General features: G+C 70.3%; 22 protein-coding genes. 8 read left to right on the forward strand and 14 right to left on the reverse strand.

The window, feature by feature from the left end; all coding sequences use genetic code 11:
• Window positions 1–84: 84 nt before the first annotated feature.
• Together ACWEOW_RS20055 and ACWEOW_RS20060 are read right to left on the reverse strand one after the other, a co-directional pair.
• Window positions 85–1,179: an ABC transporter permease gene (locus tag ACWEOW_RS20055; protein WP_452271007.1), complete on the reverse strand. Its 1,095-nt coding sequence runs from the start codon at window positions 1,177–1,179 to the stop codon at window positions 85–87.
• Window positions 1,176–2,657 carry a sugar ABC transporter ATP-binding protein gene (locus ACWEOW_RS20060; protein WP_452271055.1) on the reverse strand — a complete coding sequence of 494 codons (1,482 nt, stop codon included), beginning with the start codon at window positions 2,655–2,657 and terminating at the stop codon, window positions 1,176–1,178. Before ACWEOW_RS20060 ends, ACWEOW_RS20055 begins: the two co-directional genes overlap by 4 nt.
• A gap of 135 nt (window positions 2,658–2,792) precedes the next feature.
• On the opposite strand from ACWEOW_RS20060, the gene ACWEOW_RS20065 reads away from it, so the two are divergent.
• Together ACWEOW_RS20065 and ACWEOW_RS20070 are read left to right on the forward strand one after the other, a co-directional pair.
• Complete coding sequence (locus ACWEOW_RS20065; protein WP_452271008.1) at window positions 2,793–4,013, forward strand: ROK family protein; 1,221 nt, start codon at window positions 2,793–2,795, stop codon at window positions 4,011–4,013.
• A 61-nt stretch (window positions 4,014–4,074) separates the two neighbouring features.
• On the forward strand, window positions 4,075–4,902 hold the full coding sequence (locus ACWEOW_RS20070) for an HAD-IIA family hydrolase (protein WP_452271009.1): 828 nt from the start codon (window positions 4,075–4,077) through the stop codon (window positions 4,900–4,902).
• 68 nt (window positions 4,903–4,970) lie between these two features.
• Here the strand turns inward: ACWEOW_RS20070 and ACWEOW_RS20075 are convergent, their stop codons facing one another.
• Window positions 4,971–6,035, reverse strand: a complete 1,065-nt coding sequence (locus ACWEOW_RS20075; protein ID WP_452271010.1) for a winged helix DNA-binding domain-containing protein — start codon at window positions 6,033–6,035, stop codon at window positions 4,971–4,973.
• Between the two features lie 65 nt (window positions 6,036–6,100).
• Here ACWEOW_RS20075 and ACWEOW_RS20080 point away from each other — a divergent pair, with 65 nt between their 5' ends.
• Window positions 6,101–6,916, forward strand: a complete 816-nt coding sequence (locus tag ACWEOW_RS20080) for a metallophosphoesterase (RefSeq protein ID WP_452271011.1) — start codon at window positions 6,101–6,103, stop codon at window positions 6,914–6,916.
• On the opposite strand, the gene ACWEOW_RS20085 is transcribed toward ACWEOW_RS20080, so the two are convergent.
• Both ACWEOW_RS20085 and ACWEOW_RS20090 read right to left on the reverse strand, forming a co-directional pair.
• A complete protein-coding gene (locus tag ACWEOW_RS20085; protein ID WP_452271012.1) occupies window positions 6,907–7,416 on the reverse strand; it encodes a DnaJ family domain-containing protein in 510 nt (169 codons plus the stop codon). The genes ACWEOW_RS20080 and ACWEOW_RS20085 overlap by 10 nt on opposite strands.
• Window positions 7,417–7,482: 66 nt before the next feature.
• Window positions 7,483–8,325 carry a uracil-DNA glycosylase gene (locus ACWEOW_RS20090; RefSeq protein WP_452271013.1) on the reverse strand — a complete coding sequence of 281 codons (843 nt, stop codon included), beginning with the start codon at window positions 8,323–8,325 and terminating at the stop codon, window positions 7,483–7,485.
• A 250-nt stretch (window positions 8,326–8,575) separates the two neighbouring features.
• Between ACWEOW_RS20090 and ACWEOW_RS20095 the strand changes: the two genes are divergently transcribed.
• Together ACWEOW_RS20095 and ACWEOW_RS20100 are read left to right on the forward strand one after the other, a co-directional pair.
• Window positions 8,576–9,064 carry a sigma-70 family RNA polymerase sigma factor gene (locus ACWEOW_RS20095; protein WP_452271014.1) on the forward strand — a complete coding sequence of 163 codons (489 nt, stop codon included), beginning with the start codon at window positions 8,576–8,578 and terminating at the stop codon, window positions 9,062–9,064.
• Window positions 9,061–9,762 carry a zf-HC2 domain-containing protein gene (locus tag ACWEOW_RS20100; protein ID WP_452271015.1) on the forward strand — a complete coding sequence of 234 codons (702 nt, stop codon included), beginning with the start codon at window positions 9,061–9,063 and terminating at the stop codon, window positions 9,760–9,762. Before ACWEOW_RS20095 ends, ACWEOW_RS20100 begins: the two co-directional genes overlap by 4 nt.
• Before the next feature lie 299 nt (window positions 9,763–10,061).
• Here the strand turns inward: ACWEOW_RS20100 and ACWEOW_RS20105 are convergent, their stop codons facing one another.
• Window positions 10,062–10,748, reverse strand: a complete 687-nt coding sequence (locus tag ACWEOW_RS20105; protein WP_452271016.1) for an alpha/beta fold hydrolase — start codon at window positions 10,746–10,748, stop codon at window positions 10,062–10,064.
• 25 nt (window positions 10,749–10,773) lie between these two features.
• On the opposite strand from ACWEOW_RS20105, the gene ACWEOW_RS20110 reads away from it, so the two are divergent.
• The gene (locus ACWEOW_RS20110; RefSeq protein ID WP_452271017.1) at window positions 10,774–11,022 is read left to right on the forward strand and encodes a DUF2630 family protein; all 249 of its coding nucleotides are present in this window, start codon (window positions 10,774–10,776) and stop codon (window positions 11,020–11,022) included.
• Between the two features lie 19 nt (window positions 11,023–11,041).
• On the opposite strand, the gene ACWEOW_RS20115 is transcribed toward ACWEOW_RS20110, so the two are convergent.
• The 7 genes from ACWEOW_RS20115 to ACWEOW_RS20145 form a co-directional block, all read right to left on the reverse strand.
• Entirely contained in the window at window positions 11,042–12,913 is a 1,872-nt protein-coding gene (locus ACWEOW_RS20115; protein ID WP_452271018.1) for a glycoside hydrolase family 3 protein, read from the reverse strand.
• Between the two features lie 122 nt (window positions 12,914–13,035).
• Window positions 13,036–14,655 carry a glucoamylase family protein gene (locus ACWEOW_RS20120; RefSeq protein WP_452271019.1) on the reverse strand — a complete coding sequence of 540 codons (1,620 nt, stop codon included), beginning with the start codon at window positions 14,653–14,655 and terminating at the stop codon, window positions 13,036–13,038.
• Window positions 14,656–14,807: 152 nt separating this feature from the next.
• Window positions 14,808–15,725 carry a carbohydrate ABC transporter permease gene (locus tag ACWEOW_RS20125; RefSeq protein ID WP_452271020.1) on the reverse strand — a complete coding sequence of 306 codons (918 nt, stop codon included), beginning with the start codon at window positions 15,723–15,725 and terminating at the stop codon, window positions 14,808–14,810.
• Between the two features lie 3 nt (window positions 15,726–15,728).
• The gene (locus tag ACWEOW_RS20130) at window positions 15,729–16,742 is read right to left on the reverse strand and encodes a carbohydrate ABC transporter permease (RefSeq protein ID WP_452271021.1); all 1,014 of its coding nucleotides are present in this window, start codon (window positions 16,740–16,742) and stop codon (window positions 15,729–15,731) included.
• A gap of 3 nt (window positions 16,743–16,745) precedes the next feature.
• Window positions 16,746–18,032 carry a sugar ABC transporter substrate-binding protein gene (locus ACWEOW_RS20135; protein WP_452271022.1) on the reverse strand — a complete coding sequence of 429 codons (1,287 nt, stop codon included), beginning with the start codon at window positions 18,030–18,032 and terminating at the stop codon, window positions 16,746–16,748.
• Between the two features lie 106 nt (window positions 18,033–18,138).
• Complete coding sequence (locus tag ACWEOW_RS20140) at window positions 18,139–19,326, reverse strand: LacI family DNA-binding transcriptional regulator (RefSeq protein WP_452271023.1); 1,188 nt, start codon at window positions 19,324–19,326, stop codon at window positions 18,139–18,141.
• Between the two features lie 514 nt (window positions 19,327–19,840).
• On the reverse strand, window positions 19,841–20,182 hold the full coding sequence (locus ACWEOW_RS20145; RefSeq protein WP_452271024.1) for a VOC family protein: 342 nt from the start codon (window positions 20,180–20,182) through the stop codon (window positions 19,841–19,843).
• Between the two features lie 107 nt (window positions 20,183–20,289).
• Here ACWEOW_RS20145 and ACWEOW_RS20150 point away from each other — a divergent pair, with 107 nt between their 5' ends.
• Entirely contained in the window at window positions 20,290–21,324 is a 1,035-nt protein-coding gene (locus ACWEOW_RS20150; RefSeq protein ID WP_452271025.1) for a sigma-70 family RNA polymerase sigma factor, read from the forward strand.
• 156 nt (window positions 21,325–21,480) lie between these two features.
• Complete coding sequence (locus ACWEOW_RS20155) at window positions 21,481–22,494, forward strand: patatin-like phospholipase family protein (RefSeq protein WP_452271026.1); 1,014 nt, start codon at window positions 21,481–21,483, stop codon at window positions 22,492–22,494.
• Here ACWEOW_RS20155 and ACWEOW_RS20160 read toward each other — a convergent pair.
• Window positions 22,488–23,282 (reverse strand): glycoside hydrolase family 16 protein, encoded by a 795-nt coding sequence (locus ACWEOW_RS20160; protein WP_452271027.1) that lies wholly within the window; start codon window positions 23,280–23,282, stop codon window positions 22,488–22,490. The genes ACWEOW_RS20155 and ACWEOW_RS20160 overlap by 7 nt on opposite strands.
• Window positions 23,283–23,292: the final 10 nt, after the last annotated feature.

The following is a 23,292-nucleotide window of genomic DNA, read 5'->3' on the forward strand; positions in this document are numbered from 1 at the left end:
CCTATGTGAGCGGGTGTGAAGGTGGTGCGCTGTGAGTTGTGGTGCTGTGCCAGAGCCCTGGCGGTGTCGATCCGGCCTTGTGGACTAGGTCGACCGGGTGCGGGAGACCCGCTGCTGGAGCAGGACGGCGGCCACGATGATGGCTCCCTTTGCCACCGCCTGCGTGGAGGTGTCGAGATTGTTGAGGGTGAAGACGTTGGTGAGCGTCGTGAAGATGAGCACGCCGAGCACCGTGCCGACGACCGTGGCGCGGCCACCGGACAGGAGGGTGCCGCCGATGACGACGGCCGCGATCGCGTCGAGCTCGTACAGCGTTCCGTGCGTCGAGGTTCCGGTCGTCGTCCGGGCCATGATCATGACCGCGGCGATGCCACAGGCGACGCCGAGCAGAATGTAGAGGTACATCGTCTGGCGCTTGACCCGGATGCCGGCCAGGCGCGCGGCCTCGGGGTTGCCACCGATGGCCAGGGTGCGCCGGCCGAACGTCGTGCGGTTGAGCAGCACCCAGCCGACGGCCGCGACGATCGCGAACATGATCACGAGGACCGGGATGCCGAGGACGCTGCCGCCGAAGAAGTCGATGAAGCCGCGCTCCCGGATGATCTGCGTGCGGCGCTTGGCGATGATCTCCGCCAGCCCGCGTGCCGCGGCCAGCATGGCGAGCGTTGCGATGAAGGGCGCCATTCGCCCGTACGCGATGAGGACGCCGTTGACCAGTCCGCAGCCGGCGCCGACGGCCAGGGCGACGAGGACCATGACGATCCAGTGGTAGTTCTCGGCCATGGTCTGCGTCGCCAAGGTCGTGGCCCATACCGAGGAGAGCGCGACGATCGCGCCGACCGACAGGTCGATGCCGCCGCCGCCGATGACGAAGGTCATGCCGACGCTGACCACGCCGATGACCGACCCGAGCCGCAGGATCGTCAGCGCGTTCTCCGGGCTGGCGAACCGGTCACCGGCGGTGATGATCCCGACGATGATGAGCAGCACCAGGGCGAGCACCAGCCCGGCGTTGCGCCCGGCGGGTCCGCTGAGGAAGCCGGCCAGGCCCCCTGAACGGCGCGTGGTGACACCCCCGACGGCGGGACCGCTCTGCTGCGTGCTCTCCCCCGCCGCCCCTGTCGCGTCGGTGGCCGGGTCGCCCGGCGCCTGGTCGGCCTTCGTGACGTCGGCGCTCATGCCGCGTCTCCCTTCAGGATGATGTCGAGGACGGCGTGCTCGTCGAGCTCGTCGGCCGGACCCTCGTGGCGGACGGTGCGGTCGGCGACGACCAGCACCCGGTTGGACAACCCGAGCACCTCGGGGATCTCGCTGGAGACCACGACGACAGCCACGCCGTCGTCGGTGAGCCGCCGGATCAGGCCGTAGATCTCCGACCGCGCCCCGACGTCGACGCCGCGCGTCGGCTCGTCGAGGAGGAGCACCTTGCAGCCGCGGAGCAACCATCGGGCCAGGACGACCTTCTGCTGGTTGCCACCGGAGAGCGTGCGCGACTCGCGGTGCACCCCGCGCGGGCGCACATCGAGCGACTCGAGCAGCTCCTCGGCCGACTCGACCTCACCGTCGCGGTCGAGCAGCCCGGCGCGTGAGAACCGGGCCAGGCTCGCCAGGCTGATGTTTGCGGCAAGCGATGCGTCGAGGACCAGCGCCTGGCTCTTGCGCTCCTCCGGGCAGAGGCCGATCCCGGCAGCGACCGCCGAGGTCACGGAACCCGGCCGCACGACCGTCCCGTCCACGGTGACCGTGCCGCCGGTGGACCTGCGCGCGCCGAAGATCGTCTCGACGATCTCGGACCGACCGGACCCCACGAGGCCGGCGAGGCCGACGACCTCGCCGGGCCGGACGTGGAAGCTGATGTCGGCGAACTCACCGTCGCGGGTCAGCCCCTCGACCTTGAGCATCGGCTCGGCGTCATTGACCTGCGGTTTGTCCGGGAAGACGTACTCGATCGAGCGGCCCGTCATGAGCCGGATCAGCTCCTGCGTCGGCGTGGTCTTGGCATCGAGCCCCGTGGTGACGGTCTTGCCGTCCTTGAGGACGGTGACGCGGTCGCCGATCTCGCGGATCTCCTCGAGGCGGTGCGAGATGTAGACGACGGAGACCCCCTGCGAGGTGATCTCGCGGATGACCTTGAACAGCTGCCCGACCTCGCCGGCGTCGAGCACGGCGGAGGGCTCGTCCATGATGATGAGCCGTGCGTCGCGGGAGAGCGCCCGGGCCATGCTCACGATCTGGCAGGAGGCCGCCGAGAGGGTGCCGACCTCGATGGAGGGAGAGATCTCGGGGTGTCCGAGCCGCTTCAGCAGCCCTGCCGCCTCGCGGCGGGCGGTGGACCGCTGGGAGAAGCCGAGGCGGTTCGGCTCGTGCCCGAGGAAGATGTTCTCGGCGACGGTGAGTCCCTCGACGAGGTCGAGCTCCTGGTACATGGTCGCGATGCCGAGGTCCATGGCAGCCTGCGGGTGGTGGAGCGTGACCGGCTCGCCGGACCACTCGATGGTGCCCTCGTCGGCCTCGTGCACACCGGCGAGAACCTTGATCAGCGTGCTCTTGCCGGCGCCGTTCTGGCCGAGCAGGCAGTGCACCTCGCCGGGCAGAACATCGAGGTCGACCCCACCGAGGGCCACGACCCCTGGAAAACGCTTGACCACGTTGGTCATTCGCAGCAGCGGTGCGTCGGCATCGTCTCGCCGTCGAGATTCCATGCGTCACACCGTGTCCCACTTTTGTCGGGACGTCAAGCAAAAGTTTCGATCGCGAGACACAAAGCCGATTGCGTGGCGTACGGAAGCTGCATGTGCTTCACTGCAATCGTGCATTCCGCTGAGCCATCGTCGTCAGCCTCAGGCGCCAACGGCGCAGGCGAGCTGCTCCAGCTGCTGCGCGACGAGACTCCCCGCACCCGGGCCGAGCTGGCGAAGCTCACGGGCCTGGCGCGCTCGACCGTCGGCGCCCGCGTGGACGCCCTCCTCGCGACCGGCCTGCTGGCCCCGAGTGGCGAGGCGGCCAGCACCGGAGGACGCCCGCCGATCCGCTTCGCGTTCAACCCGGAGGCCCGGGTCGTCGTCGGCGCAGACCTCGGGGCGACCCACGGGCGCATCGCGCTGACCGACCTGAGCAGCCGCCCGATCTGCGAGATCGCCGAGAAGCTGGACATCACCGACGGGCCCGGCCCGGTCCTCGACTGGGTCATCGCTGCGACGCGACGCCTTCTCGAGCAAGCCAACCGGAGTCCGAGCGAGCTCATCGGCATCGGCATCGGGCTGCCCGGCCCGGTCGAGCACTCGAGCGGTCGCCCGATGCGGCCGCCGATCATGCCCGGGTGGGACGGCTACAACGTCCCGGCCCACGTGCGACGCGCGTTCGACGTGCCGGTGCTCGTCGACAACGACGTCAACATCATGGCCCTCGGCGAGCACGCCCTGGCCCACCACGACGTCGAGCACCTGCTCTTCGTCAAGGTGGCCACCGGGATCGGCGCCGGCATCATCAGCGGAGGCCGGCTGCACCGTGGGGCAGTGGGCGCCGCCGGTGACCTGGGACACGTCGCCGCCCCGCACGCACCCGACGTCCTCTGCACCTGTGGCAACAGGGGCTGTCTCGAGGCGGTCGCAAGCGGACGCGCCATCTCCAAGTCGCTCAACGAGATCGGCATCCAGGCCGAGAGCAACGCCGACATCGTCGAGCTCGTCCGCAAGGGCAACATCCCGACCGCGCACGCCGTCCGCCAGGCGGGGCGCACGATCGGCGAGGTCCTCGCGACCTGCGTCAGCCTCCTCAACCCGTCCGTCATCGTCATCGGTGGCTCACTCGTCCAGGCTGGCGAGAGCCTCATCGCCGGCGTGCGCGAGGTGGTCTACGGCCGGTCGCTGCCCCTGGCCACCGGCGGCCTGCAGATCGTCTCGGCCACGACCGGGGTCCAGGCCGGTGTCATCGGCGCGGCCACCATGGTCGTGCAGCACGCCCTGACGGCCGACCGCGTCGACTCGGCGATCGCCGCCCAGTCCGCGTCCTGAGCGCCATCACTTGGCCCAGTCCGCTCGCATGTCGGGCGCGCGTTGCCACCAGAATGGGCGCATGACCGAACACCGCCCCGTCGAGACCTGGCTCACCGACATGGACGGCGTCCTCGTGCACGAGGAGGTGGCGATTCCCGGCGCCTCCGACTTCATCGAGGCGCTCAAGACCTCGGGCAAGCGCTTCCTCGTGCTCACGAACAACTCGATCTTCACGCCGCGCGACCTGCGTGCCAGGTTGCTCGCCAGCGGCATCGACGTGCCGGAAGGTGCGATCTGGACCTCTGCCCTGGCCACCGCGCAGTTCCTGGCGGACCAGCGACCCGGCGGGACGGCATACGTCGTCGGCGAAGCCGGGCTCACGACCGCGATGCACGGGGTCGGCTACGTCATGACCGACCGCGACCCCGACTACGTCGTGCTGGGTGAGACGCGCACGTACTCGTTCGAGGCGATCACCCGGGCGATCCGCCTCATCGACGCAGGAGCGCGCTTCATCGCGACGAACCCCGACCCGAGCGGGCCGAGCCCGGCGGGGCTGCTCCCCGCCACCGGCTCGGTTGCGGCGCTGATCAGCACGGCCACCGGCCGCCAGCCCTACTACATCGGCAAGCCCAACCCGCTCATGATGCGCAGCGCCCTCAACCGGCTCGACGCCCACTCCGAGACGACGATCATGGTCGGTGACCGCATGGACACCGACATCATCTCCGGCCTCGAGGCGGGGCTGCGCAGCGTCCTGGTGCTCACCGGCTCGACGACCCGCGAGCAGATCGAGAACTTCCCGTACCGCCCCAGCCGGGTCGTCGACTCCGTGGCCGACCTGGTGCGCTTCGTCGACCACGCACCCCCCGAGGCAACACACCCGGAAACCGTCCGCTCGCCATAGTTGTAACCAGGTCGAGCAGCCGGTCCGGCGCAGAGCGCCGGCTCCACCATCCGGGTGTGTTGCGGGGGTCACCGGCGCTCGACGGGGAGTCCGAGGAACTCGCCGAGCCGCGCGACGGCCAGGTCCACACGAGCGTGCTGGTCGGCGGTCGTCGACGGCGCGAGGCGGGTCTCGACGACGACCCGGTCGCGCTCCACCGTGCGCCGCCACGTCCCGACGCGGACCTGGTCGACGAGCACGGCCGTGTACCACGGGAACCCTTCCGGCTCGGGCAGCTCCGGCGCGACGGGAAAGCTCACCGCCGGGTAGGTCAGCGTCACCTCGTCGTAGGTCGTGAGCAGATGCGCCTGGTCGCCCCGGGTCGTGCGCGCCGGGACCGTGGGGTCGAACCAGTGGGGTGTGCCGTCCACCTCCACCCGCTCGAGGACGTCCTCGAGCTCGTCGACCGCGCGCTTGGCATCGGCGACCGTGAGGGACGACCATCGGCTGAGGTCCTTGACCGAGGCGGGGCCGTGGCCGGCGAAGAAACGGCGCGCCAGCTCGACCAGGGCCTCGTTCCGCGACCGCTCGGGGGTGGGCGCGACCAGCTCGTCGACCAGGCCGTAGGAGTGCTGCACGCCCTTGACCGGGCCGCCGCAGACGAGCGCCCGGAGCTCGGCGAGGAGCAACAGGTGCCCGAGCCCCTCGCCCTCGCCGAGCAGCCCCGCCGCGGCGAGACGATCGCCGATCTCCTTGCGGGTCAGGAAGGTCCGCCCCGCGAGCGATGACGAGATGACGCCGAAGGCCCGCTCGACCGTTGGCTCGTCGAACCCGAACTTGCGGAGGTACGGCGCCTCCAGCTGCTCGACCCGAGGGGAGGTGAGCGCGAGGATCCAGCGCAGGTCCTCCGGTGCGACGTAGTGCCAGGTAGGTCGCAGGATGTGGGTGCGCACGAACGCGCCGGAGTCGTGCTCGGCTCGCACGGCGGCATACGTCCTCGCACGGCTGCGCTGGGACAGCGCGAAGAACGCGTGGTCCCGCTCCTGGGACTGGACGCACGTGAGCAGGCGGACGGCATCCGCGGCACAGGGCAGCGGCGGGGACGAGAGCCGCTGTGTCGCAAGGCGACGGCGAAGGACGCGTTGACGATGCATGCGACCCAGCATGGCTGGTCAGGCCCCGATGGACCCGGCGTTCGTCGGGCCCTACCGTGACGAGGGTGACCTCTCACTATGTCGTGAGCGACGTGCACGGGCATGCCGACGACCTCGTCGAGGCTGTTCGCGACGCCGGACTGGTGGACAGGTCGGGGGACTGGGCCGGCCACGACGAGCTGTGGGTGCTCGGCGACTACTTCGACCGTGGGCCGGACGGCGTCGCCGTCGTCGAGGCGCTCATGCGCTGGCAGGACCAGGCGAGCGCCGGCGGAGGCCGGGTCGAGGCGCTCCTCGGCAACCACGAGGTGCTCGCGCTCGGCATGCGGTGGTTCGGCCAGACGGAGGTCCCAGGGCCGCGGATGTCCGGGCGCAGCTTTCTCGGCAGCTGGCTGCTCAACGGTGGCCAGCTGCACGACCAGGCCGGGCTGACCGAGCGCCACGAGCGGTGGATCGTCAGGCGTCCGATGCTCGCTCGAGTCGGCAACTGGCTGCTGATGCACTCCGACACCGTCGACTACCTCGACTGGGGCAGCACGGTCGACGAGGTCAACGCGGCCGCCGAGGTGCTCTTGCGGGAGCGCCGGCTCGAGGACATGTGGGAGTGCTGGCGGCGCCTCACCTCGCGTGGAGACTTCCGCGGCCGCAAGAGTGCGGCGAACGTCGAGCGGATGCTGTCGACTCTCGGCGGGACGCGGATCGTCCACGGGCACAGCACGATCCCGTACATGCTCGGAGTGGACGCGGGGTCGCTCGACCCGCTACCGGTCGCCTATGCCGGCGGGCGGGTGCTCGCGGTGGACGGGGGCCGATACGAAGGTGGCCCGCTCATCGTGGCCCCGCTGGACGCCATCGAGGAACAGCTAGACGCTCAGTCGTGAGCGAAAAGCTTTCGCCACCAAGGCATTCGCTGGTTCGCCGCACGCTCAGCAGCCGCGGCACGGGCCGCCTCCTCGGCTGCGGTGCGCGCCTGCTCGTCGCGCTCGGCTCGGAGGCCTCGCCACTGCTCGACCATCTCGTCGACGTCGATCGTCTTGGCGAGGAGCGGAGGCAGGTTGCCCACCGCCGGACGCAGACGGTCGGCCAGGACTCGCTTGTTGTAGTCCGTGATGATCTCGCGCACCTGCTTCTCGGTGCGGACGTCGGCGAGTGCGTCGGGGTAACCGGCCGCCTCCTTGCGCAGCCCGAGGGCGCCCGGCAGCGCGCCGGTGAAGTCGAGGTTCTCGCGCTTGGCCATCCGCTTGACCCACCAGTCCGGGTCGCTTGAGTCGCTGAGGTCGAGCGGCTTGCCGGCGCCGGGTAGGTCGTCGAAGTCGCCGCGCTCCTGGGCCTCGCGGATCTGGCGCTCGACGGCGCTCTCCCAGTACGGCTGGCTGGACATGCCATCCACGCTAGCCGATGGGGTATCCCGTCCCGTCCCGCCCCGGGCGTCGCGTTCGCCGCGCACTCACAGGCGGCCGATGACCTCGTCGAGCATCGTCTCGGTGAGCTTGCCGGTGAAGGTGTTCTGCTGGCTGACGTGGTAGCTGCCGACGAGCCGTACCATGCGGCCACCGCCGGTGGTGAGCACAGCCTCGGCACCGTGGCCGAAGCGCGGCTTGCGGGCCGGGAGCGCCCACCCGCGTCGCCGGGCGGCCCCGAGCGCGGCGTCCCACCCGATCGACCCGAGGGCGAGCAGGGACCGCAGCCGCGGTTCGGCCAGCTCGAGGTCGCGGTCGAGCCACGGCGCGCACGTCGCCTTCTCCTGCGTGGTCGGCTTGTTCGCAGGAGGGGCGCACCGGACGGTGGCCACGATGCGCAGGCCGCGCAGCTCCAGGCCGTCCCCGGCGGCGACCGACGTCGGCTGGGTGGCGTACCCGGCTCGGTGGAGTGCGGCATACAGCCAGTCCCCCGAGCGGTCGCCGGTGAACATCCGCCCCGTGCGGTTGGTGCCGTTGGCGGCGGGCGCCAGCCCGATGACGAGGACCTCGGCCTCGGGGTCGCCGAACGAGGGTCCGGGGCGGCCCCAGTACGGCTGGTCGGCGAAGGCGGCGCGCCGCCCGTGCGTCGCGACCGCCTCGCGCCACGTCACGAGGCGCGGGCAGGCCCGGCACACGCTCACCCGCGCGTCGAGCTCGGGTATGCCGTCCGCGCCCTTCGCAAGCCGTCGCACCTCGTCCGCCGTGGTGGCCACCGGTGTCTCCGACGTCGCGGGGTCGCCCGGCCAGCCGCTGCCCGGGGGCACCGGGGATTCAAACAGCACCCCGGTCAACGGGTGCGGCGCGGGCTCAGCCCAGTCAGCTCGGCTCATATGTGTTCAACTTACTGAGTCAGCCACGGCACGCGCCGGGGCACGCGCCGCAGCGAAGCGAGGCGCCAAAAGCACAGCCGCGGCGCCGGCGTTGCCTGGACGCAGCGCAGCGAGCTGGGTCCCACGCTCTGCGTGGGAGGAACGAGCGAGCGGAGCGGAGGAAGGTAACGCCTGAAGGCGCCGCGGTGAACCAAGCGGACGGCCACGGCGTCTTCGGAGCCGGAACGAGATCAAGGAGGTGGCGGCCGGAATGCCGCTCGACGACGAGGCGGTCGCGGAGATCTACCGCGAGCACGGGCCGATGCTGCGTCGGGTCGTCTGGCGTGCCACGAGCGACGCCAACCGGGTCGACGACATCGTCCAGGAGGTCATCCTGCGCGTGTGGCGCCAGGCACCGGAGGCCGACAACCTGCGCGCCTACCTCATCACGACGGCGCGGCACCTCATCGTGGACCAGCACCGCGCCGCGGGGCGACGCCCCCAGGAGGCCCGGATGGTGGACATCGCCGAGGAGGACGCCGCGCTCGACCGGGCCCTTGACCAGGTGCTCGTCGAGGAGGCGCTGGGCCGGCTCCAGGCCAACCACCGAGATATCGTCCGCTGTCTGTACTACCAGCGACTCACCGTCGCCGAGACCTCGAGCCGCCTCGGGGTGCCAGAGGGAACCGTGAAGTCAAGAGCTTTCTACGCCGTGCGCAACCTGCGCGTCATTCTCGACGAGATGGGGGTGACGAGATGACCATCGGACCCACCGGCACGGCCGGGCCTGAGGACCTGCATGTCCTGCTCGGCGCCTATGTCCTCGGCGGGCTCTCGGACGAGGACCACCGCGCCTTCAGCGAGCATCTGCGGACGTGCCGCCAGTGCCAGGCAGAGCTCGGCCAGGTGTCCGGCATCCCGCGCCTGCTCCATCTCGCCGGCCCGGCTGGTGGGCCGCATCTGGCGACCACCCAGACCGGGGCACCGGAGCCCGCGCTCGCCGAGCCGGACGACGCGCGAGTCGCTCGCCTGCTCCGTGAGGTCGGGCGTCGTCGACGCCGGCGCCGCACGTGGTTCGCCTCCCTGTCCGCTGCCGCAGCGGTGCTGCTGTTCGTGGCCGGAGGCCTCATCGGGCCGAGCATCGTGGCGTCCAACCCGCCTACGACTCACGTCGCGGCGGCTGCGCTGCCGGGGAGCTCGGTCAAGGTCGACGTCGCGCTCGTGACTCGCGGCTGGGGCACCCAGCTCGACATCGACTGCGAGGACATGCCCAAGAACGGCGAGCTGCTGCTCTGGGTGACCGACCACAACGGCAATCAGACGCCGGTCGCGTCGTGGCTCGCCACCCCGTCCGGGTACTCCAAGGTCACGGGAGCGACCGCCCTTCGCCCCAACGAGATCACCCGGGTGGAGATACGGACCGGCACCGGGCGGCTGCTCGCTGCGGCACAGACCTGACGGCACAGACCTGAGGGCACAGACCTGAGGGCACCGGTCAGAGGACGCAGCCAGAGGACGCGGATCTGGCGGTGCGGGGGCCGGCACGCCGTCCGGTCGACGGCGTGCTTAAGGGCCCGGTTCGCGGGTGCGCAGGTCTGCGATTCCGGGCCCTTGGTGGCGGTTAACGTACCTCGACGGGCCAGCCGCCCAAGCTATTCGGTTGGGGGATCCCCCTGGGGGAGTGGTGCGGGGAGGCCCCCCTTCCCCGCACCTTTCCCCTGCCAGACAGAGACCTCGGGTGCCAGCCTGATACACCCTCAGCCGATCAGGTATGCCGCCAGCTCGCGTGGGTGCGACAGCGCGGCAAGGTGCCCGCCGGGCACCATGTCGATGTCGAGGCCGAGACGCTCACAGGCCACCCGGCGCTGCAGCTCGACGGGGAAGAACCGGTCATCCGCACCGGCGACGACGCGGGTGGGCACATCGGGCCAGGCGTCGATGGTGCAGACCGAGTCGAAGACCACGTCGGCCTCGGGCCGCTGGTACGGCTCACCGTCGGCTGCGACCTGGGGGTCGACGTCGTGCAGGAAGTAGGTGTCGAGATCGAACTCCTCGGGCCAGCCTCCCGCTCGGGCCGCCGCGACCCGAGCCTGGCTCTGCCCGACCGCGTCCCACCAGCTGCCTGGGGTCTCACCGGGCAGCGGGACCATGGCGTTGAGCATCACGATGCCGGCGACCGGCCGACGGCTCGCGACGATGGGTGCGGTGAAACCACCGAGCGACTGGGCCACGAGCACCACATCCTCGCCACGCGCGAGCGCGGGGTCGATCGCGGACTCGACCAGGGCGGCATACTCCGGCAGCCCGGCCGACTCGTCGTCTCCCGGCAGGTCGACGGGAGCGGCGGAGTGCCCCGCGGCGTCGAGCAGCGGTGCGAGCCGATGCCAGAACCACGCGGCGCCGCCGGCTCCTGGGATGAGCGCGAATGTGGTCACCGTCCACATGCTAGCCGCGTGCGATAGTGGCGACATGGCTGAGGACCTCTCGATCCAGTCCCACATCAAGTCGCTCATCGACGAGGAGCACCGTCTCCGGTCGGCCCTGCAGGACGGAGCGATCACCGTCGACGAGGAGCACGCGCGCCTCGACCACATCGAGGTCGAGCTCGACCAGTGCTGGGATCTGCTCCGTCAGCGGCGCGCCAAGCGGGAGTTCGGCGAGAACCCCGACGAGGCGCAGGTGCGCGACGCCCGGATCGTCGAGGGCTACCAGGGCTGAGCGTGAGCGCCGCCGAAGGTCAGGCGGTCAGGCCGTGGCCGAAGGGGAAGAGCGGGTCGTCGTAGCCCGGCACGTCCTCGCCGTGCTGCCGTACCTGCTCCATCGACCGCGGCAGGTCGAACGGTAGGCGCCCGACCGGTGGGATCGCGCCGGTCAGTGCGTCCACGAGGGCCGTGTCGCTCGTGCCGTAGCTCGCGACGACCGTCGTCGCGACCGGCAGCAGCGGAGTCAGGACTGCCGGGCGGTCGAGCACGACGTCGACGACGAGTGGGCACTGCTCCGCAACCCGCGCGAGCCGCGAGACCAGGCCCGGCGGGAAGTCCAGCGAGCCCTGGTGGAACCACGACTCGAGGAACAGGTCGGACCGCGGGTCGAACGGCGCGCGCAGCCGCACGACCGCGACGTCCGCGTCCTCCGGCTGCTCGACGACGGTGCCGAGCCGGGCCGCGGCCTCAGCCGAGACGTTCTCCACATAGACGCTCATCCCCTGCCGCAGCGGAAGAGTTGCGTCGGCACACGTGACGGTCGAGCCGGCGCTACGCACGCCGGCGGGCGCGCCGTTCTGCAGGACCGTGACCGACCTGGCCTGAGCGGCATACCCCTCCTGGCGGAAGTCTGGTCTCCCAACGGTCGCGGCAGCTGCGTCCTCGTCCACGTACGGGTTGTCGAACAGCCCCAGTCGGAACTTCACTGCGAGGATCCTCCGCGCCGAGGTGTCGATCCGCTCCTCGGCGACGCGCCCCTGGGCGACGAGGTCGAGCAGGACCTCGACGCACTCCTCGCCGCCGAACTGGTCGGCGCCTGCCTCGAGGATCAGCTCCATCCGGCCCTGCGGGTCGAGATGCTCGACGCCCCAGGCGCGCGCGGGCAGCACCTGGTCGCCGACCTGGTTGTCGTTGACGAGCTCCCAGTCGGTGACCACCACGCCGTCGTACCCGAGCTTGTCGCGCAGCAGGCCGGTGACGATCTGCTTGTTGTAACCGAAACCCACTGGCTCGATGGGCTCCCCATCGACGACGAGGTCGATCGGCATGCCGTAGTACGGCATGACGGCCGCCGTGCCGGCCGCGATGATGGGCGGGAACGGCTTGAGGTGGTCCGCGAACCGCCCACCCGGGTAGACCTGCTCGCGACCGTAGGGGAAGTGCGCGTCCTCGCCGTCCTTCTGTGGGCCACCACCGGGGAAGTGCTTGCTCGTGCACGCGACGCTGTCTGATCCGAGCGAATCCCCTTGGAACCCTTGGAGATAAGCGACGCCGAGCTCGGCCACGAGGTCCGGGTCCTGGCCGAAGGTGCCTGCCTGGCGGGCCCATCGCGGCTCGGTGGCGAGGTCGAGCGTCGGGTGCAGGGCGGCACGGATGCCGACCGCGACGTACTCCTGGCGGGCAATGTCGCCGAACCGCCGCACCACCTCCGGGTCGCGCAGCGCCGCGAGCCCGAGGGGCTCGGGCCACTGGGAGAACGCGCCCGCGGAGAAGGACACCCCGACGTTCTCGATGAACGCGTGCCGCGGGTCCGTCGAGATCGTCACGGGTATGCCGTGTGGCGAGGTCTCCGCGATCGCCTGGAGCGCGTTGTGCCACCGCGCCGCCATGCGGGCGTCCTCCAGCGCGTGGACGTTGAAGTGCGTGAGGTGCTTCTTCAGCACGACCTCAGACGTCGCCGACTTGCTGATCGCCCCGGGGTGCTCGAGCACGGACCCGTCGGCGCCGGCCTCGATGACGGTCTGGAACATCAGGCCCGCCTTCTCCTCCAGCGACAGCCGCGCGAGCAGGTCCTCGACCCGGGCGTCGACATCGAGGCGGGGGTCCTCGTACGGGTCCATGCGGCCGTTGCCGTTGAGGTCGCGGTAGGAGACGCCGTCCTCGGTCGTCTTCGTCTCGGGTCGCACGGGCCAAGCCTTTCGTCGCTTCACGGGTTCTTGCTGGGAGGGTGCTCGTGGCCGCCCGGTGCGTGCGGTCGGGCGGCCACGAGGTCTGGTTGTCCGATCAGCCCATCATGGCTGCGGATCGCCTACGCGACCGGGTCGGCGCTGAACTCCTCGATGCCGATGACCGGGCGAATCTTGGCCTCGACGGCCGGCGTGCTGAACGCGCGGCGAATCACGTTGTCGCCCAACACATTACCGAGCACGCCCATGATCATCGCCTGGTCGAGCGAGAGATAGCGGCGCGCCACGGTGCCGGACTTGACCGCGACCGCATCGAAGAAACCGCCGTCGCCGTACGCGTCGAGCTCGGTCTGGATCTTCACGAGGTTGGCGAACGACTCGGCGGGCTCGTGCATCATCGCCAGGAAGGCGGCGTGCGGCGTCACGACCCCGTCGCCGTAGGTCGGGTTCGGGTTGGTGGCCGCCCGGCACGTCCCGAAGCCGACGTCGTAGTTCGTCTTCTCCTGGTCGGAGAAGTACCCGTCCGGGTTGAGCCCGAGTGCGTCGAGGCCGTACTCGCGATAGCCGCCGGCGGGGTTGCTCGACGGGCTGAAGCCCCAGTATCCGTAACCGGCGTCGAGGAGCCCATGCTCGCGCTGGGCACGGACGTGCAGCGGGTGGTTGCGGCCCCAGCTGTTCGGCGCCCAGTCCGCCTCCGGCACGAAGACGTCGGGCATGAGCTCCTCGAACATCGACCCGCCCCAGCCGGGCACGATGTGCATGCCACGGTAGGTGTAGGCGCCCTCGTAGACGCTGACCCCCATGTACGTCCGCGTCTCTCCGACCGGCTGCATCTCGTGCCACGACCAGTCGCAGGAGGCCGGGAACGTCCGCCACATGGCGAAGTACTGGTTGCCCGGGATCTGGCCGGTGAGGATGCCGAGGTAGCTCGTGATGCGGGTCTCGGACACGGTCGTGTCGTAGTGGTGGTTCGTGTACCAGACGTCCGGGCCGATGCCGATGTGGTTGCCGGTGAAACCCGAGAAGCCGGGAGGCGGTGGCGCGTCGTAGAAGCCGCCGTGGATGAGCCCGGGCTTGAGTGCGACGTTCGTGTCGTAGAACATGTCCCACCGCATGCGGCTGAAGATCTGCGACGCCCAGACGCCGGCAGCCTTGTCCGAGTTGCGGACCACGAGCAGGGCCGCACCGAGCCAGCCGTTGTCGACGCTGGACAGGAACGGGTAGACGCGGTCGCCGTTGTCGGGCCAGGTCGTGACGACGTCCCCCGTCGCCGGGTCGTACCAGTTGTAGTACATCCCGCTCGGTTCGTGGTGTCGCAGCCGCGCAACCGTCTTGAGGGTGCGGATGAGCCGTGCGGACGCATCACCGCGGCTGATGATCCCGAGCTCGCGCGCGACGATCGTCGACCACAGGTAGCCCCCGATGTTCGTCGGCGAGGTGTAGCGGGACCGTTCGCCGGCCCCGAGCGAGGAGGGGATGTTGTCCGCGGGCAGACCCGTGCGCGGGTCGGTCATGGCGTCGAGGCTGCGCCAGGTGTCCCGCGCCCACGTGAGGAGGTGTCCGCTGTCGAGGGACGAGGCGGCATACCGGGACAGCGGGCTGCGGATGAGCGCGGGCGCCTGCCGCGCCCCCGAGGCGCTGGTCGCGGCGGACGCCGAGGGTGCCAGGGCGAAGGCTGCGACGGATGCCGCGCCTCCGACGAGCATCGCTCGGCGCGTGGGCAGGTTGATCTGGTCTGACATGGGCTGTGCTCCGTTTCGGTGTCGGTTCACGCTTGCGTCGGTGATGGGCTGGGTGGTCCACGGGCGGAGTGACAGGCAAAGTGGTGGGTGGCCTGGCCGGGGTGCACGCCGGGAAGCGCGTCCCCTCGTCAGCTGCCTGTCATCTGACCCCGCTACTTGAGACCGGTGGTGGCGATCCCTTCGATGAAGCGTCGCTGGAAGATCAGGAACACCACGAGGATCGGGACGACGACCACGGTCGCTCCGGCGAGCAGCAGGCCGTAGTTCGTGCTGTTCTGGCCGGTCGAGTACAGCGCCAGGGCCACCGGCAGCGTGTAGTGCTCCTCCGTCTGTGCGACGACCAGCGGCCAGAGGAAGTTGTTCCAGCTGCCGAGGAAGGTGAGGATCCCGAGCGTGGCCAGGGCCGGACCGCACAGCGGCAGGAAGATCCTCGAGAAGATCCGCAGCTCACCCGCGCCGTCGACCCGGCCCGCGTCGAGCAGGTCCTTGGGCAGGCTGAGGATGAACTGCCGCATGAGGAACACGCCGAACGGGCTGACGAGGAACGGCAGGAACAGGCCCGGCAGCGTGTCGATCAGCCCGGCGTTCGCGACGAGCACGAACAACGGGACGAAGGTCACGACACCAGGGATCATCAGGGTCGCCATGACCGCGACGAACAGCGCGTTCTTGCCGCGGAAGTCGAGCATCGCGAACGCGTAGCCGAGCATCGAGCAGAACAGCAGGTTCCCGAGAGTCACCACCAGCGCGACGATCGTCGAGTTGAGGAAGTACTGCCCGAAGCTGAGGCTGCTGAACAGCTGGGTGTAGTTGTCGAACGATGCGTGCTGCGGCAACCACGTCGGTGGGATCTGCCGCAGCTCACCCTCGGTCTTGAGGCTGCCGAGCACCATCCACACGAACGGCGCGATCACGGCGACGAGGCCGATGGTGAGGATGAGGTACAGCCACCAGTGGCCGCTCTTGCTGGAGCCGACCATCCCGCTGGACGGGCGCGCGGGGCGGTTGCGCCCACGCGTTGCCTGCGGCGTCTCGGTCCTGGCTTGCGGGACCTGGGTCTCGACGGACATGGGTCACGTCCTCTCTCGCAGCAGCCGGAACTGGACGGCCGTGACGATGGCGATGACGATGAAGATGAGGTAGCTCATCGCCGACGCGAGCCCGTAGTTGCCGAAGCCGAACTGCTTGTACGTGTACATCGACAGCGAGATCGTGCTGTTGAGCGGGCCACCACTCGTCATGACGAAGGGCTCCTCGAAGAACTGCAGGTAGCCGATCGCCGTCGTCACCATGACGAACAGCAGGGTCGGCCGCAGCAGCGGCAGCGTGACGTGCCGGAACCGGCGCCACGCGTTCGCGCCGTCGATCGCAGCCGCCTCGTGCAGCTCAGGAGGGACGGACTGCAGGCCGGCGAGGAAGATGATCATCGCTGTGCCGAAGTTGCGCCAGGACGCCATGAGGATCAGGCCTGGCATGGCCCAGTTCGGGTCGCCCAGCCAGTTGGGGCCGTCGATGCCGAACCAGCCGAGCACGGTGTTGATCAGACCGCCCGGGTCCTGCAGCAGGAAGCGCCACACGACCGCGACGGCGACGATCGAGGTGATCACCGGCGTGTAGAACCCGAGCCGGAAGAAGCCGCGCATCCGGGTGATGCCCTTGTCGAGCGCCACCGCGGCGGCGAGCGCGAGGACCAGCGTCAGCGGCATACCGACGAGCACGAAGTATGCCGTGTTGAGCGCGGCCTTGCGGAAGATGGGGTCCGACAGGGCCTTGGTGTAGTTGTCCAGCCCGATGACGTCGACGTCGAAGGGCGTGCGCAGGTCGCGGGCCTTCGTGTCGGTGAAGCTCATGAAGAGCGACTGGAGCACCGGCCAGGCGGTGAAGGCGAGGAAGAGCACGCAGAAGGGCAGGGCCAGGATCCATGCGGCCCGTCCCTCCCGCAGGCCCGACCGGCGGCCCGGCCTGCGGGATGGTCCGGTGCCGGCGCCCCGGCGCGACCCGTCGTCAGGTCGCGCCGGGGTGGCCTCACGTGACGGTGGCAGCCCGGGTCCGGCCGAGGACCCGGTCGTGCCGGTCTGGGCGGTCATGGGTCACATGCCCGTCCCGATGGATTCGGCCTGCTGCTGCACCGTCTTGAGCGACGCAGCCGGGTCGGCACCGGTCTTGGTGACCTTCTCCATCTCCGTGTCGAAGCTCGTCACGACCTGCTCCCACGTCGGGAACGAGGGCGGCGCCTTGGCCGTCTCGAGCTGCTTGCCGAAGACGGCGAGCTTGTTGTCGGCCGCGAGGGTCGGGTCCTGCCAGGCGCTCTTGACCGAGGGGAGGTCGGTGGACAGCGTGAACCACTTGGCCTGGACCTTGGGGTCTGCGAGCCACTGGACGAACTTCCAGGACGTGTCACGGTTCTTCGTGTTCTTGAAGACCACGAAGTTGGAGCCGCCGACGAAGGACGACGAGCCCGCGCTGCCCGCCGGGATCGGCGCGACGTTGTACTTGTCCTTGAAGCCGGCACCGCCGACCTTCTCGACCGCGGACATCATCCACGGGCCGGAGATGAACATCGGCACCTTGCCGCTGGCGAAGTCCGGCTCGGTCGTCGGGGTCGCGGGGGCAGCCTTGTCGGAGATCCCGTCGGTGAAATACGACTGGTAGTACTTGACGGCGTTGAGGATCTCGGGGCTGTCGAAGTTGTACGACTTGCCGTCGTCCTTGGTCAGGTCGGCGCCGTCGGACCACGCGAACGGCATGATCGACTGCCACGAGCCCTGGCCGCCGGCCTGGAGCCCGATGCCCCACTTGGCACCGGCCTTGGTCTGCATGGCCTTCGCCATGGACTTCAGGCCGTTCCAGTCGGTGGGCACGGTGTCGTAGCCGGCCTTCTTGGCCAGGTCGGAGCGGTAGAAGACGACGCGCGTCTCGACGTACCACGGGATGCCGTAGGAGGTGCCGTTGACCTCGGTCGTCTTCTGGGCACCGTCGAAGAACGCCGACTTGTCGATCGAGCCCGGTGTCGGGTCGAGCGCGTTCATGCCGGCGAACTCACCCATCCACGTCGTGCCGACCATGGCCACGTCGGGGGTCTTGCCCGCGGTGATCGCGGTCGTGAACTTGTCGTGAGCCGCATCCCATGGGATCGCCGTGACCTTGACCTTGACGCCTGGGTTCGCGGACTCGAAGTCCGATGCGAGCTTGGGAAGGTTGTCACCTTCGGCCCCCATGGCCCAGACGGTGATCTCGCCCGTGGCGGCCCCGGTGTTGACGGCGGCTCCGGTCTGTCCGGCTGTCGACCCCCCTGAGTCGGTGCCACGACCGCAGGCGGTCACGGTGAGTGCCGCGGCCGTCATGCACGCGACGGTGATGGCTGTGGTGCGTCTCATCGGTCTCTCTCTTTCTCGGTGTCGTTCGAGACGTGTAGGTGAGGTGTGACTTCTCTGTTTCCGGTGGGCCAGACGGCCCGACAGGCACGGGCGAGCGGTCGCCCGCTCAGGCGCCGGTGCAGCCGCAGGACGCGCGGATGACCAGCTGGGTCGGGAGCACCTGTGGTGCAGGGTGTGGCGCGCCCCCGACGACACGCTGGTGGAGGCGGTCGGCGGCAAGCACTCCGAGCTCGCGCACCGGCTGCCGGACGGTGGTCAGCCCGGGCCGGACGTAGCGGGCGGTCATGACGTCGTCCCACCCGACGACGGCCAGGTCGCGGGGGATCTCGCGACCGGCATCCTGAAGGGTCGTCATGATCGACAGGGCGAGCTCGTCGTTGGCGCAGACGAGCGCGTCGGCAGTGATCTCGCCGGCGAGGATCCGCCGGGCCACGGCGACGCCCTCACCCTCCCGGAACGGCACGCGGATCGGGTCGGCCGGGTCGAGCCCACGGGCGCGGTGGGCCGCGACGAAGCCGGCATAGCGCTCTTCGGTGTCGGGGGCGCCCCCGGGGTCACCGACGAACAGGAGCCGGCGTCGCCCGTGGTCGAACACGTGCTCGGTGAGCCGCTCCGCGCTCTCGGCGTTCTCGGCCCGCACGCTCTCGATGCCCTCCTGAGGGTCGCCCGCGATGATGACGACCGGCTTCTGGCCGTGCAGCGCCCGCGCGACCGGCGGGGGCATCGCGGCCGACCCGAGCACGGCGATGGCGTCGACCCGGGTGGCCAGCTGCCGCACGGCGCGCGCGATGTCGCCCTTGCCCTCGGTGAGCATGAGGATGACGCTCTGCCCGAGCTCGGCCGCGCGGGACTCGAAGCCCATGAGCAGCTCGGAGTAGTAGGGGCCGGACAGCTCCGGCAGCACCAGACCGTGGGCCTCGTGGTGCCGGACGGCGAGGCTGCGGGCGGCGCCGAGCGGGACGTAGTTGAGCTGGTCGACCGCGTCGAGCACCTTCTGCCGGGTCTTCGTCGACACGACGCCGGCCCCCTGCAGGACGCGCGACACGGTGGCGATCGAGACTCCGGCCAGCTCGGCGACCGAGTAGATCGTGGCGCCCGCCGATGCTGGGGCCGGGTTCACCCGGTGGCCGTCCCGGACGACAGGCTCGACCGGCTCGACCGGCTCGGTGTGCTCGCTGGACTCGGTGTGCTCGCTGGACTCGGTGGGCTGGGTGGGCTGGATGGGCTCGGTGGGGGGCCGCTCGGCGGGCTGACCTGCCGGCGGGTCGCCCTGCACGCGTGCTGCTGCTGCCACGGCCTACCCCTCGCATCTCGTCGTTGAGTGATGTGTCCGATCCGGCCCTTGTCGGGCTCTTGTCGGGCTTCCTGTCGGGCCTTCGCCCGGCGGTGTAAGCGCTTACATCTGCGATCCCCATCCTGCACAGGTGGCCGGGTGTGCGCAAGCCGTGAGCCGCGCCCAACCTGGCATATCGCCCATTCCGTACCCGTTGAGACCGCAGCCGAAACGGTCCTCCGGGCGTTCCGGAACAGGACCCCCGACGATCCATTCCTGGACGATCGAGGAGCCGCGTCGCCGGGGACCAGTGAAGCGCGGGTTTCCATGGGGCACAACGAAGCTCGACACCCGACAGGCCGTCGGGCGACGCATCCGGTCCGGTCACAGGACGGTGGACGACCGCCCTCGCTCAGGCTGGGCGGCATACCCCCTCGTCCCGGCCCGCCGAGAAAGTTCGCACATCAATGCCCAAAATGTGTTGCGGGCACCCCGGCCGATGGCCGGGATGCCCGCCAGAGGGGTCGACGCGCGCTCAGCTGTCCTGCATCAGACCGATGTGGTTGCCGTCGGTGTCGGCGAGGACGGCGGTCCGGCGCCCGCCGCCGACCTCGGTGGGCTGCTGGACGACGGACGCGCCCGCACCGACCAGAGCCGAGATGCGGCCGTCGAGGTCGTCGACGCTCCAGAACGGCACGGCACCGGTCAGACCCTTGCGGTGTCCGTTCGGGTCGAGGGCGAACTCCTGGCCGTCGACGTTGTAGCCGACGTAGTACGGCTGGTCGGTGTGCGGCTCGACGCCGAGCAGGATCGTGAAGACGGCCTTGGCGTTGTCGAGGTCCTTGACGGGGTAGATCAGGGTGTTCATGGCGGCCATGTCAGGCTCCTTCGAGAGTCGGGTGGTGAGGAATCCGAGCCGGTGTCACATCTGGTGCTCGTGGCTCGTCAACGCTATGACGGATGCCGAGCAGAGGATGTGACGAGATGACCGAGACGAGCTCCACCGGCCGGGTCGGACCGGACGACAGCACGAAGGGGACCGCGGGAAGCGCCGCCGACGCTGTTGCGGCCCAGGCTGACTGGCTGGCCCACGACTTCGAGGCCCACCGGCCGCATCTGCACGCGGTCGCATTTCGCATGCTCGGCTCCCCGGCCGACGCGGACGATGCCGTGCAGGAGGCGTGGCTGCGCCTGAGCAGGTCCGACACGAGCGGCGTCGCCAACCTCGGTGGCTGGCTCACCACCGTCGTCGCCCGGGTGAGCCTCGACATGCTGCGCTCGCGCACGTCTCGTCGCGAGGACGCCTGGGACACCGAGCTGGCCGAGCTGATGGCCGAGTCACGCGACCCCCGCCTCGCGCCGACCGCTGGAACCGGCTCCGGCACAGGTGATCCCGCTGACGAGGCCGAGCTCGCAGACTCCGTGGGCCTGGCGCTGCTCGTGGTCCTCGAGACGCTGTCACCGGCCGAGCGGCTCGCGTTCGTGCTGCACGACCTCTTCGGCCTGCCGTTCGAGGAGATCGCCGACATCGTCGACCGGTCCCCTGCCGCGACCCGGCAGCTCGCGAGCCGCGCGCGGCGCCGGGTGCAGTCCGCCGACGTCGACCTGGCCGACGAGGTCGTGACCCCGCCGGCCGAGCCGGAGCCGCCGTCACCGGACCGCCTCCGCCAGCGCGAAGTGGTCGGCGCGTTCCTGGCCGCCTCGCGTGGCGGTGACTTCACCCGGCTCCTCGAGCTGCTCGACCCGGACGTCGTCATGCGAGCGGATGCCGCAGCCGTGGCGATGGGCTCGCCCGCGGAGCTGCGTGGCTCGGCCGCCGTCGCGGAGATGTTCCGCGGCCGGGCACAGGGTGCGCGCCTGGCCACCTTCGACGACCACGTCGGAGCGGTCTGGACACTCCAGGGCGTGCCCAAGGCGGCGTTCGCGTTCCAGGTGGCCGGCGGTCGGGTCGTCGGCATCGACCTGCTCGCCGACGAGGCCTGGCTGGGCCAGATCCGGATCGACTACCTGCGCGGCTGAGCTCGCGCATCGTGCTCTGCTGCGAGGTCTGCGCGAGATAGGGGTGATCGCCACCCGTCCGAGCAGACCATCCGGCAGACCATCCGGCAGACCATCCGGCACGGCTCGGAAGGGCGAGTCAGCAGGCGGCGGACCGACGGTCGTATCGTCGATCCTGTGGCAGATCGGTTGCGCGCAGCATTGGTCCTCGGGTCAGGTGGGGCGCGGGGCTACGCCCACGTCGGCGCACTCCAGGTGCTCGACGAGCGTGGCATCGACGTCGTGGCGATCGCAGGGACGTCGATGGGCGCGCTCGTCGGCGGCGTCGCGGCGGCCGGCAAGCTCGAGACCTACGCGGACTGGGCGCTCAGCCTGACCCAGCGTGAGGTCTGGCGTCTGCTCGACATCAGCCTCACCGCTCCGGGTGGTGCGATCCGTGCGGAGCGCGTCATCGCCAAGGTCGGCGAGATCCTCGACGGCGCGACGATCGAGCAGCTGCCGATCCCGTTCACAGCGGTCGCCACCGATATCAACGCCCGGCGTGAGGTGTGGTTCCAGCGCGGGCCGGTCGAGCACGCCGTCCGCGCCTCGATCGCGATCCCGGGCGTCATCACGCCGGCCGTCATCAACGGTCGGGTGCTCGTCGACGGCGGCCTCATCAACCCGATCCCGATCGAGCCGACGGCCGCGGCCTCGGCGGACCTGACCATCGCGGTGTCGCTCTCGGGCATGCGCTCGTCGAACGGCACTGCCACCCCGGTCAAGGAGTCGTCGGAGCCCCGCCCGCGCGAGGAGTGGACCAGCCGGCTCCGCCGCAGCGCGGCCGAGGTGCTGGACTCGGAGCGGGTCCGCGCCATCACGGGACGGTTCGCTCACGCCAAGGAGCCTGGCGCCGCCACGATCGACCCTGACCTCGGCCTGGCCGCGGCGGTCGCGACCCAGGTCGCACAGACGCCGAGCGGGGCACTCGTGCTGGGCCAGGCCGACATCGGGCTGGTCGATCTGCTCAACATGTCCTTCGAGACGATGAGCGCCCTGATCTCGCGCTACCGGATGGCGAGCAACCCTCCCGACGTGCTCGTCACGGTGCCCTCCAACGCCGTGCGCACCCTCGACTTCCACCGTGCCGCCGAGATGATCGAGCTGGGCCGGCAGCTCACCACCGAGGCCCTCGACCACGCCGGCTACTGAGAGTCGGCCGACCCTCCGGACCCACGCACCCAGTCGACGACGAGCTCCGGCACGAGGTGCGCGTCGTGCCCGTCGGACTGCTCGGGGAAGTCGAACACCGCGAGCATGAGCTGCATCGGGTATGCCGGTGGCCGGGCGCACGAGCGCACGCGGGCGCCGTCGACGAGGAAGTCGGCGCGCTCAGGACTCCAGTGCACGGCATACGTGTGCCACTCGCTGACGTCGAGCGGGAGGCGTGGCGCCGCGAAGTCCTCGGTGACCCAGGGGTCGCGGAAGGCGTGCAGCCCCAAGCCGATCGCGGCGGAGCGGCCCGGCTCGACGGCGTCGCCGAAGACCTCGACGACGCAGATCTCTGCCGACTCCTCGGGCACCCGCTCCCGGCCGACCATCCACAGCGCCGCCATCGAGCGGGGCGAGAGCACCATCCGCGCGCGCATCTCCACGACGCCGCTGGTGGGCGTCCAGCCCCAGTGCTCCGGCTGCTCCTCGAGCACGGTCTGTCCTTCGCGGAACGGCTGCTGGCCCGCCGTGCTGCCGACAGGCCCGGACCAGCTGCCCGACTGGATCCCGGACACCCGGATGGGTGGGAGATGGTCGCCCTCGCACCAGACGGGGTGACCGACCGGAACGAACAGCCGGAGGCAGGAGTCCTCGAGCTCGTACGCCGCTCGCGTCTGCGCGCGTGAGCTCCACGCTGGCAGGTAGTGCGGTGTCCACACCGCGTCGTCCAGGTCCTCGCTGTCGAAGTCGTCGACGAAGCCGTCCGTGTCGGCGTCCACGGTGTCCATGCCCCATGGT

The organism is Monashia sp. NPDC004114, assembly GCF_053603855.1.

Bases quoted from the DNA above. Each gene is read 5' to 3' on its own strand.
- ACWEOW_RS20105 (WP_452271016.1), bottom strand. From the start codon at position 10,748: ATGTGGACGGTGACCACATTCGCGCTCATCCCAGGAGCCGGCGGCGCC.
- ACWEOW_RS20160 (WP_452271027.1), bottom strand. From the start codon at position 23,282: ATGGACACCGTGGACGCCGACACGGACGGCTTCGTCGACGACTTCGAC.
- ACWEOW_RS20120 (WP_452271019.1), bottom strand. From the start codon at position 14,655: ATGTCAGACCAGATCAACCTGCCCACGCGCCGAGCGATGCTCGTCGGA.
- ACWEOW_RS20095 (WP_452271014.1), top strand. From the start codon at position 8,576: ATGCCGCTCGACGACGAGGCGGTCGCGGAGATCTACCGCGAGCACGGG.
- ACWEOW_RS20135 (WP_452271022.1), bottom strand. From the start codon at position 18,032: ATGAGACGCACCACAGCCATCACCGTCGCGTGCATGACGGCCGCGGCA.
- ACWEOW_RS20100 (WP_452271015.1), top strand. From the start codon at position 9,061: ATGACCATCGGACCCACCGGCACGGCCGGGCCTGAGGACCTGCATGTC.
- ACWEOW_RS20150 (WP_452271025.1), top strand. From the start codon at position 20,290: ATGACCGAGACGAGCTCCACCGGCCGGGTCGGACCGGACGACAGCACG.
- ACWEOW_RS20055 (WP_452271007.1), bottom strand. From the start codon at position 1,179: ATGAGCGCCGACGTCACGAAGGCCGACCAGGCGCCGGGCGACCCGGCC.
- ACWEOW_RS20065 (WP_452271008.1), top strand. From the start codon at position 2,793: ATGTGCTTCACTGCAATCGTGCATTCCGCTGAGCCATCGTCGTCAGCC.
- ACWEOW_RS20085 (WP_452271012.1), bottom strand. From the start codon at position 7,416: ATGTCCAGCCAGCCGTACTGGGAGAGCGCCGTCGAGCGCCAGATCCGC.
- ACWEOW_RS20130 (WP_452271021.1), bottom strand. From the start codon at position 16,742: ATGACCGCCCAGACCGGCACGACCGGGTCCTCGGCCGGACCCGGGCTG.
- ACWEOW_RS20070 (WP_452271009.1), top strand. From the start codon at position 4,075: ATGACCGAACACCGCCCCGTCGAGACCTGGCTCACCGACATGGACGGC.
- ACWEOW_RS20075 (WP_452271010.1), bottom strand. From the start codon at position 6,035: ATGCATCGTCAACGCGTCCTTCGCCGTCGCCTTGCGACACAGCGGCTC.
- ACWEOW_RS20090 (WP_452271013.1), bottom strand. From the start codon at position 8,325: ATGAGCCGAGCTGACTGGGCTGAGCCCGCGCCGCACCCGTTGACCGGG.
- ACWEOW_RS20145 (WP_452271024.1), bottom strand. From the start codon at position 20,182: ATGGCCGCCATGAACACCCTGATCTACCCCGTCAAGGACCTCGACAAC.
- ACWEOW_RS20125 (WP_452271020.1), bottom strand. From the start codon at position 15,725: ATGTCCGTCGAGACCCAGGTCCCGCAAGCCAGGACCGAGACGCCGCAG.
- ACWEOW_RS20110 (WP_452271017.1), top strand. From the start codon at position 10,774: ATGGCTGAGGACCTCTCGATCCAGTCCCACATCAAGTCGCTCATCGAC.
- ACWEOW_RS20060 (WP_452271055.1), bottom strand. From the start codon at position 2,657: ATGACCAACGTGGTCAAGCGTTTTCCAGGGGTCGTGGCCCTCGGTGGG.